Origin of the sequence: Eikenella glucosivorans (assembly GCF_016025525.2) — a bacterium.
Taxonomy (GTDB): domain Bacteria; phylum Pseudomonadota; class Gammaproteobacteria; order Burkholderiales; family Neisseriaceae; genus Eikenella; species Eikenella glucosivorans.
Genome location: NZ_JACSGR010000001.1, coordinates 397606 through 414051 on the forward strand (window position 1 = coordinate 397606; position 16446 = coordinate 414051).

A 16446-nucleotide genomic window follows, 5' to 3' on the forward strand; every position below is an offset into this window, starting at 1 on the left:
AGGTAGAGAGGCTACCTGAAAAACTGCGGTTCGGTTTTCAGGTAGCCTGTTTTTGATGCAATCGTATCGTAGAAATTTTTCGTTATTTAAGCAGCTTATAGTTTTGAGATTTCTAGCAGCTTGCTAAATTTCAGGTAGCCTTTGCTATTTATGCTTCGTTCACCCTTGCGCCTGATGCCGGCGCAGGTACCTACTTTTCTTTGCTTCGTCAAAGAAAAGTAGGCAAAAGAAAGGCGACTGCGGGCACAGGTTTGGCTCCGCCAAACTTCCCTCACTCCACGCGGTTTTTCGGGCGTGCCCGAACTTGCGGCTACGCCGCTTCGGACAGGACGTGCCCTTATTCCCCGAAAAACTGCGTTCCGTTCGGCTGCGCCAGCAGAGAAGATGCTCAAACGTTTGCGCTAAATGTTTCATGATTGGTTTTTTGGAATTTAATACGTTATTTACAAATAGTTTATATTTTTCAGGTAGCCCCAAGCGGCTGCCTGCATAACGGGATGACACATGAGTTGGTCGAATATATTCGTTAGCGCCCACTTCCTGCTCACGCTGGCCATCGCCCTGCGCGTGATTTATTCCCGCCGTTCGAGCGGCGCGGCGCTGGCCTGGCTCACGCTGCTGTTTGCCTTCCCCTTCGTGGGCGTGGGCGCCTACCTGCTCATCGGCGAATCCAAGCTGGGGCGGGCGCGGGCGGCGCGGCTCTCGGAGCTGCAAGCCTTCCACGACGCGTTCGCCGACCGCTTCCTGCCGCCGCAGGCCGAGCCGGTGGCCGATGTGCGTTTCCGCCAGCTCGCCCATTTTGTGAGCGGGAAAACAGGCTTCACGCCCACCGGCAACAACAGCACGCGCCTGCTGGCCGACACCGATTCGATTTTGCAGGCCTTCACGGCGGATATTGAAGCGGCGCAGCATTGCTGCCTGCTGGAGTTTTATATCGTGGAGGGCAGCGGGCGGGTGGAGGCCGTGCTGGAGGCGCTGATGCGGGCGGCGGATCGCGGCGTGCGCTGCCAGCTGCTGGCCGATTCGCTGGGCAGCCAGGGCTTTTGGCTGTCGGATTGGCCGGAGCGGCTGCGCGAGGCCGGTGTGGAAGTGACCCCCGCGCTGCCCTTCGGCTTAATCAGCTCGCTGTGGGTGCGCGCCGATTTGCGCAACCACCGCAAAATCCTGGTGGTGGACTACCGCATTGCCTACACCGGCAGCTACAACTTGGTGGATCCCAAATTATTCAAACAGGGCGCGGGCGTGGGCGAGTGGGTGGATGCGGTGCTGCGCTGCGAGGGCGTGGCGGCGCAGGAATTGGCGGCGGTGTTCTACGGCGATTGGGCGGTGGAAAACGCGCATAACCTCAACGCCACGCTGGAATATTTGAGCGGCTATCTCGAGAGCGCGCCCGAGCGTTTTACCGGCAACGGGCGGGAAACGCTGCAAGTGCTGCCTTCCCATCCCGGCGGCGACACCGCGCTGGTGTATGACGTGCTGCTCAACGCGCTGAACGTGGCGCAGGAGCGGGTGGTGGTCAGCACGCCCTATTTCGTGCCCGACGAAGCCCTGCTCAACACACTCACCATGGCCGCGCAGCGCGGCGTGGAAGTGGTGCTGATTCTGCCGCGGCGCAACGATTCGCGCCTGGTGCGCTACGCCAGCAGCGCCTACTACCAGCCGCTTCTGGCGGCGGGGGTGAAGCTGAAGATGTACGGCGGCGGCCTGCTGCACACCAAAGCGGTGGTGGTGGACGGGCGCTTTGCGCTGTTCGGCACGGTGAACATGGACATGCGCAGTTTTTATCTCAATCTGGAAGTGAGCCTGGCGCTGTATTCGCCCGACTCGGTGGCCGCCGTGGCCGCGCTGCTGGAAGGCTACCTGAAAGACTGCGAGGAGGTGGAGCTGAAAAAATGGCAGCAGCGGCCGCGGATACGCCGTTTTGCCGAACGCTGTGTGCGGCTGGCCAGCCCGCTGCTGTAGCGGCAAACTGTCGAATAAAGGCTACCTGAAAAGCGGAAATCACTTTTCAGGTAGCCTTTATCTTTGCCTCCTTATCTTGCAATCAGGCTGCCTGAGAGCGTGGGCTGCAATGCGGTAGAAATGAGATTGGCTCAGCAAGAATGGTTTTCAGGTAGCCTTCCCGCCCGGCGGGAGGCTACCTGAAAAATTTGACGGTTAGGCGCGGGGCAGGCGTGTCAGCCCACCTCGCCGAGCAAACGGGCGATTTCGGCCACGATGGCGTCGGCGGTGCTGCGCTTGCCCATTTCCGGCAGCGCGGTTTCGCCCGAGGCGCTGATGAGCGTGACCCGGTTGCTGGTGCTGCCCATGGCGTCGGCCACCGAATTGGCCACCATCAGCGGCACGCCTTTGCGCAGGCGTTTGGCGCGGGCGTGTTCCAGCACATGATGGCTTTCGGCGGCGAAGCCCACGCAGAAGGGCGCGTTTGGCAGGCGCGCCACGGCAGCGAGGATGTCGGGGTTTTCGGCCAGCTCGATGGCGGGCGGCGTGCCGCTGCCGTCTTTTTTCAGTTTCTCGGCGCTGCGGTTGGCCACGCAGTAGTCGGCCACGGCGGCCACGCCGATGAACACGTCGCAGGCGCCCGCTTCGCGCATCACGGCGTCGTACATTTCCTGCGCGCTATGGGCGTGCCGCACGGCGATGCCGGCGGGCGCGGGCACCTGAAGCTGCCCGGCCACCAGCACTACTTCTGCCCCGGCGGCGCGGCAGGCCTGCGCCAAGGCCACGCCCATGCGGCCGCTGGAAAGGTTGGTGATGCCGCGCACGGGGTCGATGGCTTCGAAGGTGGCGCCGGCGGTGAGCAGCACACGTTGGCCGGTGAGCAGCTTGGGCGTCCACAAGTCGGGCAGCAGCTCGGCCAGTTCGGCGGCTTCGAGCATGCGGCCTTCGCCGGTTTCGCCGCAGGCCTGGCTGCCGCTGGCGGGGCCGAACACGGCAATGCCGTCGGCCTGGAGCTGGGCGATGTTGCGCAGGTTGGCGGGATTGCGCCACATTTCCACGTTCATGGCGGGCGCCACGGCCAGCGGGCAGGCGCGGGCGGCGGCAAGGGTGGCGAGCAGGTTGTCGGCCAGGCCGTGGGCGATTTTGGCCAGGGTGTTGGCGCTGGCGGGGGCAATGAGGAAAACGTCGGCCTCGCGGCTGAGGTTGATGTGCGCCATGCCGTTGCCCTGCGCGGCGGAATGGTCGGTCCACACGCTCTGGCCGCTGAGGGCTTGGAAGGTTTGCGGGGAGACGAACTCCGTGGCGGCGCGGCTCATGGCCACGCTCACGCTGTGCCCCTGTTTTTTGAGCAGGCGCACCAGTTCGCAGGATTTGTAGGCGGCGATGCCGCCGCTGATGCCGAGCAGGATGTGTTTGGGCGGTTTGGGCATGGTGTGGATTTCTTGCTTGGGTGGGGGAAACGGGCGGTATGGTAACACAGGGGCGGGCTTGGTTTGGGTTTCGCAGGCATTCGGCTTTTCAGGTAGCCTTTGGGGCGGGCAGGCTACCTGAAAAATATAGGGCTTGAGGAGCGTGATGTGGTAAGGGGAGTAATGCTGCTGCAAGTTGAGTCAATCTGCCATGCCTTTTCAGGTAGCCTCAAGGAGGCACGGGCGTCAATATGATTGAAATTAGAGTAATGTCTACAAGGAGATGGTGTGTTGCCGCGTTGTATCTTTTTCCCATCATTTCCGGTTTTTCTTTACAGAAGTCCGCAAGCGCGCCGTATGTTTGTGTTAAGCTGCGCCGTTTTTCGATTTTGCGGAACGGCATTTGAAGCCTGGTTTTAAATGCGCCGGAAATTTGTTTCTCACTTCAAGGGATTACTCTAATGAACAAGATTTATAACATCGTTTATTCTGAAGAACACGGCACTTGGGTGGTTTGCTCGGAACTGGAACGCGCCAGCCGGAAGAAATCTTCCGGCTCCTCGGCTGCCAAACTGCTGGCTTCTGCCGCCGTGGTGGGCATCGGCGTATCCGCCCTGCCGGCGGCGGCTTCTACTTGCGGCAATGGCAGCACCGTGGCCAGCGGCGGCAGCTGCGATATGGGCACTTATACCGCCGCCGCAAATGACAATAAAGTCGGCCAAGCCTTGGTAACCGGCGGCGATACCGTAACTCTAACCACGCCTAATATCAATAATATTACTAGTTCGGACAGCGGCCCGAGTAACGACCGCCCGTTTAGATCAGGCAAACTACGTAACTTGTTTACTGATGCAGATATTCTCCAGCAATTGGGAAAGTTGGAACGCCTGAATCCTAACCAAAAAGGTGAAACGCGCACATTCCAAGACCCTATCAGCGGCAGCAATCAAACCGTTAATGTGTATAACAACATTGAGGGACAGTCTGCTTTGGATATCGATGGTATCGTAACGACAGGCAACGATGTGTATGTGGATATGCGATTGGGTACTGCCACAGGTAACGGTAGCAAGATCATCGCATCTTTGGGTAATCCCAATGCCACTATGGTGGATGAATCGGTTGCCACCAACCGCACAGGCATGCTTATTTCTGCAAAACAGTCACGCTTGGTGCAGGCTGAAAATGGCGCATCGGCAGAATGGACGTCAAAAAACAGAATCCGTTTCAGCCAAGGCGTGGTTGCATCCGACAGATTGAGGATCACCCAGTCGTTGTTTGAGCCAAAAACCGTTACTTTCATGGATGGTAGTACTCATGTGCTCAATACTGTACAAGATCTGATCAATTACAACGAAAATGTTTTGAAACAGAATATCGGTAAACCTGGGTTTGCTAATCCCGGTGAAACACAGCAGGCAGCTTATGACCGCTGGTTTAATGAGGCTGCCCGCAGAAAAAATTATACGTTTGATCAGGCTAACCCGATCACCCCTTCACCAGATTCACTGCTACCTGTCGGAGAGGTTTGGGTTTTATCTGCCACAGGTAACGGCTCAATCGCTACATTGAAAAACGGTGGGCAAATTGACCATCGCACGGCACAAAATATGGGCGGCGGTATGTTGGCTGAAGATGGTGCCAAGGCCGTTATAGAAGAAGGTGCAAATTTATCAGGTGCCTTCAACAGCTTGACTGTGCGCGGTGCAGGTAGCATTGCTGAAAACCACGGTGTGATTTCTGGTGGTTATTATGCTTCCGATAACTTTGACACCAGTAAGACCAGTCAAACCAATAAAAATGAAACTTATGTGGAAGCTACAACAGTTAATGCAACCAATAGCGGCACATTCAAGAACAACGGTATTATTAACGTTTCCGGCTTTACCTATCCAAATCTGAACTTCAACAACTATGGTGTTTTGGTAAACAATAACGCAACAGCCGTGAACCAGGCTGGCGGTGTTATCAATGTTGCCGTAAACAATACTCCAAATAATGCAGTACACGGCGTACGTGTGGAAAACAACGGCACATTCACGGGGGAAACAGGTAGCGAAATCTTCATCGGGCGTACCGCGCAATATAGCAAAAACGCCGCCACCACTCTGATTGGCAACACTTCCGATCAGGTGGGTATTCTTGTGAACGGTAATAACGCTACCTTAAACCACAACGGTACCATCAATATTGGCAAGGAAACCCAAGGTGCAACTGCTGTTAGGGTGAGCAACGGCAACGCTTCTACCACGGTAAATATGGGTGCGGACAGCGTGATCAACGTATCAGGTAACGCTACAGTAGCCAGTGGTCAGCCAAAGCAGAACATTGGTGTTCAGGCGCAAAACTCCGGCGCGGCCCAAATCACCAATGCCGGCGCAATTAACGTAACCGGTACCAATGCCGTGGGCGAAAACGTGGTGGCCGAAGCAGGGCGCACAGCGAAAATTACCAATACCGCCAGCAGCAGAATCACGGTGGAAGAGGCTTCCGCCAACCAGGTTACCCGCAACTACGGCATCTATGCCGACGGCCGGGGCACAGGCAAAGCCGAAGTGGTGACTGACGGCACACTGACGCTGAAAGGCCACAATGTAATCGGCGCGCATGCACGCGGCAATTCGACGATGGCCGTGAATGCGGGCACGCAAACCGTGTTCGACAACTCTGCCGGCGCGAAAAACCAGATTGCCTACCATGTGAACGGCGGCTCTGCTTCGGCTAATGTGGCGGCTTTGACCAATCCCACCGACATCACTACCGAAAACTCCACCCTGTTCCGTGCGGATGACGGCGGCTCGATTACCGCTGCCAGCCTGAACGTAACCGCTTCCGGCAAAGACGCGGTTATCTTGGCCAGCAACGGCCGGGATGGTGCAACCAGCAAAACCTCAAATATCACGGTAAACAACGGCACCTTCAACCTAACCGGCAACGGCTCAACCGTCGCCTTGGTGTCCGGCGGTGCGGAAAGCAGCCTGAAAGGTACGGCAAACGTAGCCGACAGTGCTACTGGTGTAACCATCGGTAAAGCCGACGGCAGAAGCTACGGTTTGAACAACCAACTGGTGGCCAGCAGCAGCCCCATCAATACCACCAAACTGGTTTCAGAGCTGAACACCACTACCGGCGCGGCCGGCACAACCGGTTATACCGCGCAAAACGATGCCACCGTAGAATTTTCAGGTAGCCTCAACCTGAACGGTGCCGGCAGCACCGGCGTGCAAACGCTCAACGGCGGCACAGCCGTATTGGATGCGGCCACCGTGAAAGTGGAAGGCAACGCCCTGCAAGCCAACGGCGGCAACAACACCATCAGCATCAACGGCGGCACGGTTACCGGCAGTACCAATGTGTTCAATTCCGTATCCGGCACCAACTCGCTGGCGGCCACCAACGGCGCAACCCTGAACGGCGTGATGTCGCTGGCTGCCGGCACTTCGGCGGTGGAGCTGGCCAGTGGCACCACTTGGAACAACACTGGCAATTCCACCGTAACCAACCTGGATAACGCCGGCACGGTCGCCTTTGTTGCGCCCGCCACCGCCGCCGTGGGCAACTACAAAACCATCACGGTAAACGGCAACTACGCCGGCAATAACGGCCAACTGGTAGTGAACACCCTGTGGAACAGTGCCAGCGACCAAGATTCCGACCACCTGATTATCAAAGGTACGGCAACGGGCAATACTACCGTCAGCACCCCCAACGGCATCATCGGCAACATTGCCCGCAGCCGGGCTCAGCAGTTCTCGTCTGATGTGGTAACGGTTGAGCAGCCGCAGGCCAATGCGGCGGGGCAGCAAGACGGCCAGCCCGACAGTAATGCCATCTTTACCGGCACGGCGAATACGACCAATGCCGGCCAGGCACAACTGGTATTGAAGAGCACCGCCGGCGGCAAGAATGTGTATGCCTGGACACTGTTTGCCGACCCCAATGCCCCCAATCCTTCGGCCTACATCTATGCCCCCGCCGTGGCCGGCTACGTGTTGATGCCGCAGGTAAACCAGGAAATCGGCTACCACACCATCGGCACCCTGCACGAGCGTCGCGGTGAAAACCAAACCCTTGCCTGGGATGACTGCGGACGCTGCGGCGAACAGGCCAAAGGTCAAACCTGGACCCGCATCCTCGGCAGCCGCCTGGACAGCGACGGCAAAGAACGCCTCAACTTCGAAACCAAAATGGGCGGTTTCCAAATCGGCCATGATTTCGCCGTTAGCCGCAACGAGCAAGGCGGTCACCGCCTCACCGGCGCCTACCTGGCCTACACCCGTGCCGATACCGACTTCTTCGACAGCTACCGTGCCGTCAACGGCGTGGTGAGCGCCGACCAATACAGCGGCAAAGGCACCACCGACGCCGTCAGCCTTGGTCTGAGCAACACCTACTACCGGGCCAATGGCAGCTATCTCGACTTGGTCGGCCAGCTGAGCTGGTTACACAACAAATACCAAGGCCGCGACAGCGCCAGCGTGAAGCAAAACGGCTGGGCCGCCGCCCTCTCGGCCGAAGTCGGCCGCCCCTTCGCCCTCGGCAGCCATGCCGAGAACCAAGGCGGTTGGCTGATCGAGCCGCAGGCGCAGCTGGCATACCAATACGTCGGCCTCAAAGACTTCAACGACGGTATCCGCCAAGTGAGCCAAGACAAACAACACAGCCTGCGCGGCCGCCTCGGCGCACGCCTCGCCTACAACGGCCCCAGCCGCAGTCTGCGCACCAACACCTTCTACGCCGTGGCCAACGTGTGGCACGACTTCATCAACCCGCACGGCGTGGACATCGGTGAAGACAACGTGCGCGAGAAACGCAACGCCACCTGGGGTGAAGTCGGCATCGGTGGCCAGCTGCCCGTGTCCGGCAACGCCTACCTGTATGGCGACGCCCGCTACCAGCACAACTTCGGCAGCGCCGACCGTAAAGGTTACCGCGGCAGCGTCGGTTTCAAATACACTTGGAAATAACCGTTTAACCCATCAGAAGGCTACCTGAAAACCGCCATACCGTTTTTCAGGTAGCCTCAAAAGGAAAACCCATGAACCACATTGCAAAAACCCTCCTGCTGGGCAGCCTCATCGCCGGCCTTGGCAGCCCAGCTTTCGCCCGCGACGTACACCACCGCTGGTGTGCCGAAGAAGCGCCCGTTGCCCAGCCCGCCCCGCAGCCGCAGGTGGAACGCATCAACCTTGCCGCCGATGCACTGTTCCGCTTCAACCGCTCCGCTGCGGCAGACATGCTGCCCGAAGGCCGCGCCACGCTGGACAAACTGGCTGCCGACCTCATCAACCGCCAGGCGCATATCGACAGCATCGCCCTCATCGGCCACACCGACCGCCTCGGCAGCGAGCAATACAACTACAACCTCGGCCTGCAACGTGCCGAAACCGTGAAAGCCTATCTGCAAGGCAAAGGCGTGCAAGACCCTATCAGCGTATCCAGCGCCGGCGAAAGCCAGCCTGTTACCACCTCTTGCGGCGGCACCCGCGCCACCGCCGAGCTCAAAGCCTGCCTGCAGCCCGACCGCCGCGTTACCGTGGAGATCACCGGCACGGCGCAGCAATAAGGCAGGAGGGATACGGCAGCACATGTTGCCGGAGCGTACCGACCAAGCCGAAGCCTGTTTGCCGGGCTTCGGCTTTCGTTTGCCTTTTGCGGCAGCGGCGGGAAAAGGGCCTCAGGCTACCTGAAAATTTGATTTGCCTGCACCAGCTGCCCCGCCGGCACAAGAGGCTACCTGAAAACATGCGGACGGTTTTTCAGGTAGCCTCTTGTGCCGGCAAGAAAATTGCCTTCGGGCAACACTTTCTTTTTAAGTTAAGTAAAAATGCGGCCTGACGTTTTTTTTCGTTGCCCCCGCCTGCCTGCTATCCTACAATCACGCCTCACAAAATATTGTCGTATAGCCGGTTGATTGAAAAGGCATGGCGCACCCCGCCGCGCCCTGCGTTTGAATCCAACCGGCTTTCAACTTGAACCCGCCGGCCGCCCGAGGCAGCCGGCAACCGATGCGGAGCTTTGCGCCCATGTCCGAAAAATACACGCCCCCCCAAACCAAGCCCTATCTGCAAATCAAAGACGTGGTGAAAACCTACGGCGAAAACTACGCGGTGGACCATATCGATCTGGATATCGACCGCCACGAAATCTTCGCCCTCTTGGGCAGCTCCGGCTCGGGCAAATCCACCCTGCTGCGCATGCTCGCCGGCATGGAAACGCCCGATCAGGGCAAGATTATTTTGGACGGCCAAGACATCACCCGCCTGCCGCCGTATGACCGCCCCATCAACATGATGTTCCAAAGCTACGCCCTGTTTCCCCACATGACGGTGGAGCAGAACATCGCCTTCGGCCTGAAGCAGGACAAAATGCCCAAAGACCAGATTGCCGAGCGCGTGGAGGAAATGCTGCGCCTGGTGCAGATGAGCAAATACGCCAAACGCAAGCCGCACCAGCTCTCCGGCGGCCAGCAGCAGCGCATCGCCTTGGCACGCGCCCTGGCTAAGCAGCCCAAACTCCTGCTCTTAGACGAGCCATTGGGCGCGCTGGATAAAAACCTGCGCCAGCAAACCCAGCTCGAATTGGTGAACACGCTGGAGAAAGTGGGCGTAACCTGCATTATGGTGACGCACGACCAGGAAGAAGCCATGACCATGGCCACCCGCATCGCCATCATGTCGGAAGGGCAGTTGCAGCAGGTGGGCACGCCGCGTGAAGTGTACGACTTCCCCAACAGTCGCTTCACCGCCGAATTTATCGGCGAAACCAACATATTCGAGGGACAATTGGTGGCCGACGAAGCCGACCATGCCGAAATCGACTGCCCCGAGCTGGCGCAGAATATCCTCATCGATCACAGCGTGGCCGGTCCGGAAGAGCAGACCATGTGGGTGAGCATCCGTCCCGAAGATATCAATATGCACAAGGAAAAGCCCGCCAACCTGGGCGAACACAACTGGACCATCGGCACGGTGAAGGAAATCGCCTATCTGGGCAGCTTCGGCATCTACCACGTGCAGCTGCCCAGCGGGCGCATGGTGAAAAGCCAGGTGCTGTCGTCTTACTGGTATCTGGCCAACCTCGAGCCACCCACTTGGGACGAAACCGTGTATCTGAGCTGGCCGGCCAACCAGCCCGTGCCGCTCAACCGCTAAAGGCTACCTGAAAAATCAAGGCATCGCTGCGGCAAGGGAATTTGCCGGCAGCCAAACACATGAAGGCTACCTGAAACCTGAAGCCGCACTTCAGGCCGGGCAAGCCAGAGAGGCTACCTGAAAAATGAAATGGCAGGCATTAAAAAGCAGGCTGCGGCCGGGGCAGGGATTGGTGATTGCCGTTCCCTACCTGTGGCTGCTCATCCTGTTTCTGATCCCCTTCTTCTTTGTGCTGAAAATCAGCCTGGCCGAGCAGGCCACGTCGATTCCGCCCTACACCCCGCTCTACACGGTGGACGAAGCGGCCGGCCGCGTGAACATCTCCCTGAGCTATTTAAACTACACCGGTATTTTCGATAATTTCTGGTCGTCGCTGTGGCTCGGGCTCAACCCCTTTGCCGACAAATCCGGCAGCAACCTGTATGTGCACATCTACCTGCTCTCCATCAAAACCGCGCTCACCACCACGCTGATCTGCCTATTGGCCGGCTACCCCATCGCCTACGCCATATCGCGCAGCCGCGAAAAATGGCGCAACCCGCTGCTTTTGGCCATCATGCTGCCGTTTTGGACTTCGCTGCTCCTGCGCGTGTATGCCTGGATGGGGCTGCTGTCGCAAAACGGCATCGTCAACAACCTGCTCTTGCGCTGGGGCTGGATCAACGAGCCACTGGATATGTTTTACAACGCCTTTTCACTCAACATCGTGATGGTTTATACCTATCTGCCTTTTATGGTGCTGCCGCTCTACACCCAGCTCTTGAAGCTGGACAATCGCCTGCTCGAAGCCTCCGCCGATTTGGGCGCGGGGCCGGTGAAATCCTTTTTCTCCATCACCCTGCCGCTCTCCAAAAGCGGCATCATCGCCGGCTCGATGCTGGTGTTCATCCCCGCGGTGGGCGAATTTGTGATTCCCGATTTGGTGGGCGGGCCCGAGCATTTGATGATCGGTAAAGCCCTGTGGCAGGCCTTCTTCACGCAAAACGACTGGCCGCTGGCTTCGGCCATGGCCGTGGTGATGGTGCTGCTTTTGGTGGTGCCCATCGGCCTGTTCCACCGCCATGAAACCAAACAGCTGGAAGGAGCGCGCCGTGGCTAGAAAATCTTCGTGGTCCGCCTGGTTTTTGCGCGGCTGCCTGCTGCTGGGCTTGGGCTTCCTCTATATCCCGTTGGTGGTGTTGGTGGTGTATTCCTTCAACCGTTCCAAACTGGTTACAGTGTGGGGAGGTTTCTCCACCCAATGGTACGGCGCGCTGCTGCACAACAGCGAAATCTTGGAGGCCACCTGGCTCTCCATCCGCATCGCCCTGATTTCCGCCGCCGCCGCCGTGGTGCTCGGTACCATGGCCGCCTATGCCTTGGCGCGCATCAAGCGTTTCCGCGGCAGCACGCTGTTTACCGGCATGGTGTCCGCCCCGATGGTGATGCCCGACATCATCACAGGCATTTCGCTGGTGATGCTGATTTTGCAGGTGCAGGCGCTGCTGCGCGGTTCCAGCTTCAGCTGGCTGCAATTCGAGCGCGGCTGGTTCACCATCTGGCTCGGCCACACCACGCTGTGCATGGCTTACGTTACCGTGGTGATCCGCACCCGCTTAAACGAGCTCGACCAATCGCTGGAAGAAGCCGCGCAGGATTTGGGCGCCAAGCCGTGGAAGATTTTCTGGGTCATCACCCTGCCGCTGATCGCTCCCGCCATCGCGTCCGGCTTCCTGCTGGCCATGACCCTTTCCATGGACGATTTGGTGATTACCTCCTTCCTCAGCGGCCCGAACTACACCACCTTGCCGCAGCTGGTGTTCGGCAAGCTCAAACGCGGCCTCGACCCGCAGATGAACGTGCTGGCCACCCTGCTGATCGCCATCATCGGCACGCTGGTGATTGTGGGCAACTACCTGATGATGCGCCGCGTGAACAAACGTGACCGAGAAGCCGCCCTGGCCTACAAACAAGCACGCGAAGCCGCCGCGGCCGCTGCCATACCGCCGCCCTCCGTGCTGATTGAAGCCGAAGAGGCCGCGCAGGAAGAGGCGGAAACGGAGGATGCGGGGGCTTCTCCGGCCGCAGACGAGGCTTCGCGGGAATGATTGGCTTGCAATCCTCAGGAATCGTTTGATTTATTATCGGATTGCCTGCGATAAAGGCTACCTGAATTTCAGGTAGCCTTATATATTGCACCCCGTTAACAAACCTTATCAAAAGGTCTTGTTAGCGGGGTTTTTCAGCCCCGCCGTTTTCCGACAGCCAAGCAAAGGGGCTTAATCAATGACACTTCAATTACCTACCTATCCCAACATCACTGCCACCATCGGCAAACCTTCAGGCAGCCTGTTTTATGAAATCACGGTCATGCTGAACATCACACCCGAACGCGGCCATATCCTTTACTCCGAAATCATCGAACTGGAAACAGACGACGCCATGCCCGATTTGCTCGACAGCTATTCCATGTATGTCATCGACGCTATCGAACTGGGCATTCCCTTCTTCCGCAGCATTACCGAAGCCGAAGTGGTGCGCATCGTTCCCGACTTGGAGTGCGCGGCATGAGTAAGCGCCAATACCAACTGCCCGAAGCTTCCGTTGTGGACGCCGTACTCCAAGCAGCCAAGTGGCAGCCTGAAACGGCGGAGGCGGCAGCGGGCTGTGCCGGTGCTGACGCCGACGCCGCTTCAGGCTGCCCCCCTCGGCTAATAGGGGGGGAACGAAAAAACAACCCGGAAGCGCAGGGTACGGAGGCCGAAGGCTGGGAAACCTTTAAAACCTTTACCCACGTCATTTCCAGCAACGGCAAATTATTGGAAGTCCCGCTGCGCCGCGGCCAAAGCGATGCCGCCTTTATCGACCAACTGACCTTCACCATACACGAAAGCACCCTGTGCCTGACAGCCGGTCATCCCCTCGTTGCCGATAACGAATACCTGCTTCAGTACAGCAAACAGTTACAAGAAATCTTCGGTTTCGGCATTACCAAGAAATTCGACTACCGCGGCAAATTCTTCTACGACCAATGTTACCAACTCGGCCCCGAAGATATGCAGTACGGCAAGCTGCATTACGGCGGCCAGCGCGAAACGGTACTGGTGGAACTGAACGCCCAAGGCTGCATTGCCGCAAAAGAAGGCTGGGAAAAACGCCTGTACGACTTTTTAGCCGATGCCGTCCGACCGAAGATTACCCGCGTCGACGTGGCACACGATTTCTTTCAGGGCGAATACACCCCCGAACAGGCGCTGTTGGATTTGGACAACGGCGGTTTCTCGTGGACAAACCGCATCCCCAAAAGCGAATGCAGGGGCGCGGATTGGCGTTCCCACGACGGCAGCGGCCGAACTTTTTATATCGGTTCGCGCGAAAGTTCCAAACTGACCCGCGTGTATGAGAAAGGCAAGCAGTTGGGCGATAAAGAAAGCCCGTGGGTGCGCTTTGAAGTCGAATTCAGGGCACGCGATATCGTCATTCCGCTGGATGTGCTGTTGAAGCCGGGCAAGTATTTGTCGGGGGCGTATCCGATTTGCGAAAGCATCTTCAAACAGAAATCGGAGCGCATTGAAGCCGTAAAAAAGACGGTAAACCTGATGCTGGATCATAAGGTCAGGCATGCCAGAAATCAGGTGGGGCGTTTACTCAATTTCCTATCCGACCTCGGTTACGACGCCGAAGATATCGTCAAACAGTTGAAACCCGAACATGACAAATACCCCAAAGGACTGCGCCCCGAAGAATACGACTGCCGAACCGCTGCCGACGGCTACATGCACGCCGTGCCGCGATATCAGACGGACGAATTCGGCATGGTGGAAATCGATTGCCTGACCCGTATCCAAGAAAATCCCAATTTCGACCAAGAAGCCAGAATGTTCCCGCGCGAATGGGAAATGTTCAAAGACTGATTTAACAGGCTGGATGGCTGCCTGAATCGCCATTAACTCTAAACAGAAAGGTAAACATCATGAATCAAATCAATTTTGTAATGAAAGCCTCCGTGCTCGGCGTCAAAAAGTTCAAAGGCAACATCGAAGGCACGGATATTGACCAGACTAAAGTTCTGGTGGCCACCCCGCTGGACGAAAGCCAGGGCAACGCCCTCGGGCTAGTAACCAGCGAATACCGCTACGGCAACAGCCTCAATTTTGAAAAGTTCCGGGACAAAACCTTCCCCTTCTTTGCCGAACTGTCCGTATCCATGACCTCCAACGGCAAAACCCAACGCATTAACTTGGTGGACTTCCGCGAAATTCCCGAAGAGCTGAAAAAAACTGCCCCGGTCAAATAAGGGGACAACATGAAGCTACAGCGTTTCTTCATCGTGCAGAGTTTGGAAAGTTACGACTTTCTATGCTCCGACGATTCGGGGGATGTCGGCTTTACTCCGGTGCTGGCGCGGGCAGGCTGTTATGAATCCCGTGAAGACGCGGTAGAGGCAGGCATCGAAGAGATCGGCGCAGGCTTCGCCATTTTTGAATTCCTGCGCTATTTGGAGGATTGAAATGAGGCCGAAAATTCCCTTGTCGTTCAAACTTGCCCTAGGCGCCTTTGTTGTTTTGGGCTGCATCTTGGCCGTATCGACTTATTACTTGTTCGGTTAACAGTTTCGGGGTCGGGCGGCGCTCCGGATAACCTTTGCACAGCCGCCATTTCAAATAACAACGCATTTTTGGAAAGGAAAATATCATGCGTTTATTTCAGAAGTTCCGAGGCCACGGCCTCAAAGCAGCCGCTGCCGGTACCGCCCTTGCAGTGGCCGGTTCCGCCCATGCCGACGGCGTGGACTTGAGCAGCATCGGCACCACTGCCGCCACCGAAATCGCCAAATTTGCCGTCATGGTGTCCGCCATCGGCATGGCTCTGTTGTCCGTGGTCATCGTGATTCAAGGCTTTAGGATTGCCTACAGCATGATTAAAGCTGGCAAGTAAGGGTAAGGGGGCAGTTGTGGGCTACAGAATCGGTTATCAGTGTTTCGCCTCACAGGAAGACGCTGCGGACTGGCTGTTGTCGCAACAGCCCCCCACCATTACTGCGGAAGGCAAAGTGATCCGACCCTACAAAGTCGGCCAAACATGGCAGGTGGAAGGCCAGCCCGTTAATCTGTACTTCCCCCAATGCGATATAGCCGAACAAATCAAACTCGGCATCTTAACCACATTTCCCCTGCTGTTCCTGTTCTTCATGGTTTGGGGATTCCGCATCATGTACAAACTGGTTTATTCGGCCACCAATCCGGCAGAGGGCGGGGGCGGTGATGATTGATTTTTGGTTTATGTACGGCTTCATTGCTGTGATTCTGGTCTTGTTCCTGTTCAAAGATTGAGCGGCATGTTAAATTCCTTTTGTCCGAACAACACGATAGAAGGAATTTAAGATGCATCCAGAAAAAGGTTATTTCTACGTTAGCGAAGATGATTTGATTCATCGTTCTTACGATAATGAGTTTCAAGGGAAACCTTTAGCTTGGGTATATTACAAATTATTGGTTGAGCGTGGTTTTTGGCCGTATTTGGATACCCATAGGATGATTAATTTCTATAATAGGTATTCGGATAAATATGGGTCTTTTGAAATTTTATTCAGTGACCATTCGTCCTTTGTATTCTGTACTCCGATTGGGTCGGGTGCGGCTAGGGTTATTCAGCCGGGCACTGGTTATTTTGAGTACATTGATTCTGACTATACCATTGGCTTACCCGCAGTCAATTAATATTCAGAATGGGAGGGCATATGTCCCTGTTTCAGAAATTAGAGCTAATGGTGTTCAAACTATTCGCTATTTAGATGGAGGGTTTGATCAGATTTATTATGGGAGCAGAGATCTTTCTCGTATTCGTTCTGCTGTAACGGGAGCTGAGGCCACAGCCCGCCTCCCCGTTGTCGCCACCCGCACCGTTCCCCGTGCCGCCGTCGTCTCCAAAGTCTTCACCAACGCCCGCGCCGTCGGTCTCGG

Annotated in this window: 15 protein-coding genes and 1 pseudogene; 14 read left to right on the forward strand and 2 right to left on the reverse strand. The window is 56.9% G+C overall.

Going from position 1 to position 16446, the window contains the following annotated elements; translation table 11 throughout:
* Positions 1 to 504 precede the first annotated feature (504 nt).
* Positions 505 to 1962, forward strand: coding sequence for a cardiolipin synthase (gene cls / locus H9Q10_RS01905; protein ID WP_197902328.1), 1458 nt, complete (start codon positions 505 to 507; stop codon positions 1960 to 1962).
* A gap of 215 nt (positions 1963 to 2177) precedes the next feature.
* Here cls and coaBC read toward each other — a convergent pair whose 3' ends face one another.
* A complete protein-coding gene (gene coaBC / locus H9Q10_RS01910; RefSeq protein ID WP_197902366.1) occupies positions 2178 to 3371 on the reverse strand; it encodes a bifunctional phosphopantothenoylcysteine decarboxylase/phosphopantothenate--cysteine ligase CoaBC in 1194 nt (397 codons plus the stop codon).
* A gap of 440 nt (positions 3372 to 3811) precedes the next feature.
* On the opposite strand from coaBC, the pseudogene H9Q10_RS12065 reads away from it, so the two are divergent.
* Positions 3812 to 3889, forward strand: a pseudogene (locus tag H9Q10_RS12065) (ESPR-type extended signal peptide-containing protein); the annotation flags it as partial.
* A gap of 407 nt (positions 3890 to 4296) precedes the next feature.
* Here H9Q10_RS12065 and H9Q10_RS12070 read toward each other — a convergent pair.
* On the reverse strand, positions 4297 to 4653 hold the full coding sequence (locus H9Q10_RS12070) for a hypothetical protein (protein WP_238480117.1): 357 nt from the start codon (positions 4651 to 4653) through the stop codon (positions 4297 to 4299).
* 643 nt (positions 4654 to 5296) lie between these two features.
* Here H9Q10_RS12070 and H9Q10_RS12285 point away from each other — a divergent pair.
* The 12 genes from H9Q10_RS12285 to H9Q10_RS01970 all read left to right on the forward strand — a co-directional run.
* Positions 5297 to 8317 carry an autotransporter family protein gene (locus H9Q10_RS12285; RefSeq protein ID WP_338082297.1) on the forward strand — a complete coding sequence of 1007 codons (3021 nt, stop codon included), beginning with the start codon at positions 5297 to 5299 and terminating at the stop codon, positions 8315 to 8317.
* A 71-nt stretch (positions 8318 to 8388) separates the two neighbouring features.
* Positions 8389 to 8916, forward strand: a complete 528-nt coding sequence (locus H9Q10_RS01920; protein WP_197902330.1) for an OmpA family protein — start codon at positions 8389 to 8391, stop codon at positions 8914 to 8916.
* Between the two features lie 460 nt (positions 8917 to 9376).
* Positions 9377 to 10504, forward strand: a complete 1128-nt coding sequence (locus H9Q10_RS01925) for an ABC transporter ATP-binding protein (RefSeq protein WP_197902331.1) — start codon at positions 9377 to 9379, stop codon at positions 10502 to 10504.
* Positions 10505 to 10628: 124 nt separating this feature from the next.
* The gene (locus H9Q10_RS01930; RefSeq protein ID WP_197902332.1) at positions 10629 to 11603 is read left to right on the forward strand and encodes an ABC transporter permease subunit; all 975 of its coding nucleotides are present in this window, start codon (positions 10629 to 10631) and stop codon (positions 11601 to 11603) included.
* Positions 11566 to 12591, forward strand: a complete 1026-nt coding sequence (locus H9Q10_RS01935; RefSeq protein ID WP_238480110.1) for an ABC transporter permease — start codon at positions 11566 to 11568, stop codon at positions 12589 to 12591. The genes H9Q10_RS01930 and H9Q10_RS01935 overlap by 38 nt, the downstream gene beginning before the upstream one ends.
* 178 nt (positions 12592 to 12769) lie before the next feature.
* Positions 12770 to 13054 carry a hypothetical protein gene (locus H9Q10_RS01940; protein WP_197902333.1) on the forward strand — a complete coding sequence of 95 codons (285 nt, stop codon included), beginning with the start codon at positions 12770 to 12772 and terminating at the stop codon, positions 13052 to 13054.
* Positions 13051 to 14397: a replication initiation factor domain-containing protein gene (locus H9Q10_RS01945; RefSeq protein WP_197902334.1), complete on the forward strand. Its 1347-nt coding sequence runs from the start codon at positions 13051 to 13053 to the stop codon at positions 14395 to 14397. Before H9Q10_RS01940 ends, H9Q10_RS01945 begins: the two co-directional genes overlap by 4 nt.
* Before the next feature lie 59 nt (positions 14398 to 14456).
* On the forward strand, positions 14457 to 14780 hold the full coding sequence (locus H9Q10_RS01950; RefSeq protein ID WP_218042236.1) for a hypothetical protein: 324 nt from the start codon (positions 14457 to 14459) through the stop codon (positions 14778 to 14780).
* Between the two features lie 9 nt (positions 14781 to 14789).
* Entirely contained in the window at positions 14790 to 14993 is a 204-nt protein-coding gene (locus H9Q10_RS01955; protein WP_197902335.1) for a hypothetical protein, read from the forward strand.
* 185 nt (positions 14994 to 15178) lie between these two features.
* Complete coding sequence (locus H9Q10_RS01960; RefSeq protein WP_197902369.1) at positions 15179 to 15421, forward strand: hypothetical protein; 243 nt, start codon at positions 15179 to 15181, stop codon at positions 15419 to 15421.
* Positions 15422 to 15437: 16 nt separating this feature from the next.
* Positions 15438 to 15755 carry a hypothetical protein gene (locus H9Q10_RS01965; protein ID WP_197902336.1) on the forward strand — a complete coding sequence of 106 codons (318 nt, stop codon included), beginning with the start codon at positions 15438 to 15440 and terminating at the stop codon, positions 15753 to 15755.
* Positions 15756 to 16051: 296 nt separating this feature from the next.
* The coding region (locus H9Q10_RS01970; protein ID WP_205229548.1) for a hypothetical protein at positions 16052 to 16446 on the forward strand (395 nt) is incomplete at its 3' end.

Excerpts from the sequence above, each read along its gene's own strand:
- cls (WP_197902328.1), top strand. The coding sequence starts at position 505 with ATGAGTTGGTCGAATATATTCGTTAGCGCCCACTTCCTGCTCACGCTG.
- coaBC (WP_197902366.1), bottom strand. The coding sequence starts at position 3,371 with ATGCCCAAACCGCCCAAACACATCCTGCTCGGCATCAGCGGCGGCATC.
- H9Q10_RS12070 (WP_238480117.1), bottom strand. The coding sequence starts at position 4,653 with ATGAAAGTAACGGTTTTTGGCTCAAACAACGACTGGGTGATCCTCAAT.
- H9Q10_RS01920 (WP_197902330.1), top strand. The coding sequence starts at position 8,389 with ATGAACCACATTGCAAAAACCCTCCTGCTGGGCAGCCTCATCGCCGGC.
- H9Q10_RS01925 (WP_197902331.1), top strand. The coding sequence starts at position 9,377 with ATGTCCGAAAAATACACGCCCCCCCAAACCAAGCCCTATCTGCAAATC.
- H9Q10_RS01930 (WP_197902332.1), top strand. The coding sequence starts at position 10,629 with ATGAAATGGCAGGCATTAAAAAGCAGGCTGCGGCCGGGGCAGGGATTG.
- H9Q10_RS01935 (WP_238480110.1), top strand. The coding sequence starts at position 11,566 with ATGAAACCAAACAGCTGGAAGGAGCGCGCCGTGGCTAGAAAATCTTCG.
- H9Q10_RS01940 (WP_197902333.1), top strand. The coding sequence starts at position 12,770 with ATGACACTTCAATTACCTACCTATCCCAACATCACTGCCACCATCGGC.
- H9Q10_RS01945 (WP_197902334.1), top strand. The coding sequence starts at position 13,051 with ATGAGTAAGCGCCAATACCAACTGCCCGAAGCTTCCGTTGTGGACGCC.
- H9Q10_RS01950 (WP_218042236.1), top strand. The coding sequence starts at position 14,457 with ATGAATCAAATCAATTTTGTAATGAAAGCCTCCGTGCTCGGCGTCAAA.
- H9Q10_RS01955 (WP_197902335.1), top strand. The coding sequence starts at position 14,790 with ATGAAGCTACAGCGTTTCTTCATCGTGCAGAGTTTGGAAAGTTACGAC.
- H9Q10_RS01960 (WP_197902369.1), top strand. The coding sequence starts at position 15,179 with ATGCGTTTATTTCAGAAGTTCCGAGGCCACGGCCTCAAAGCAGCCGCT.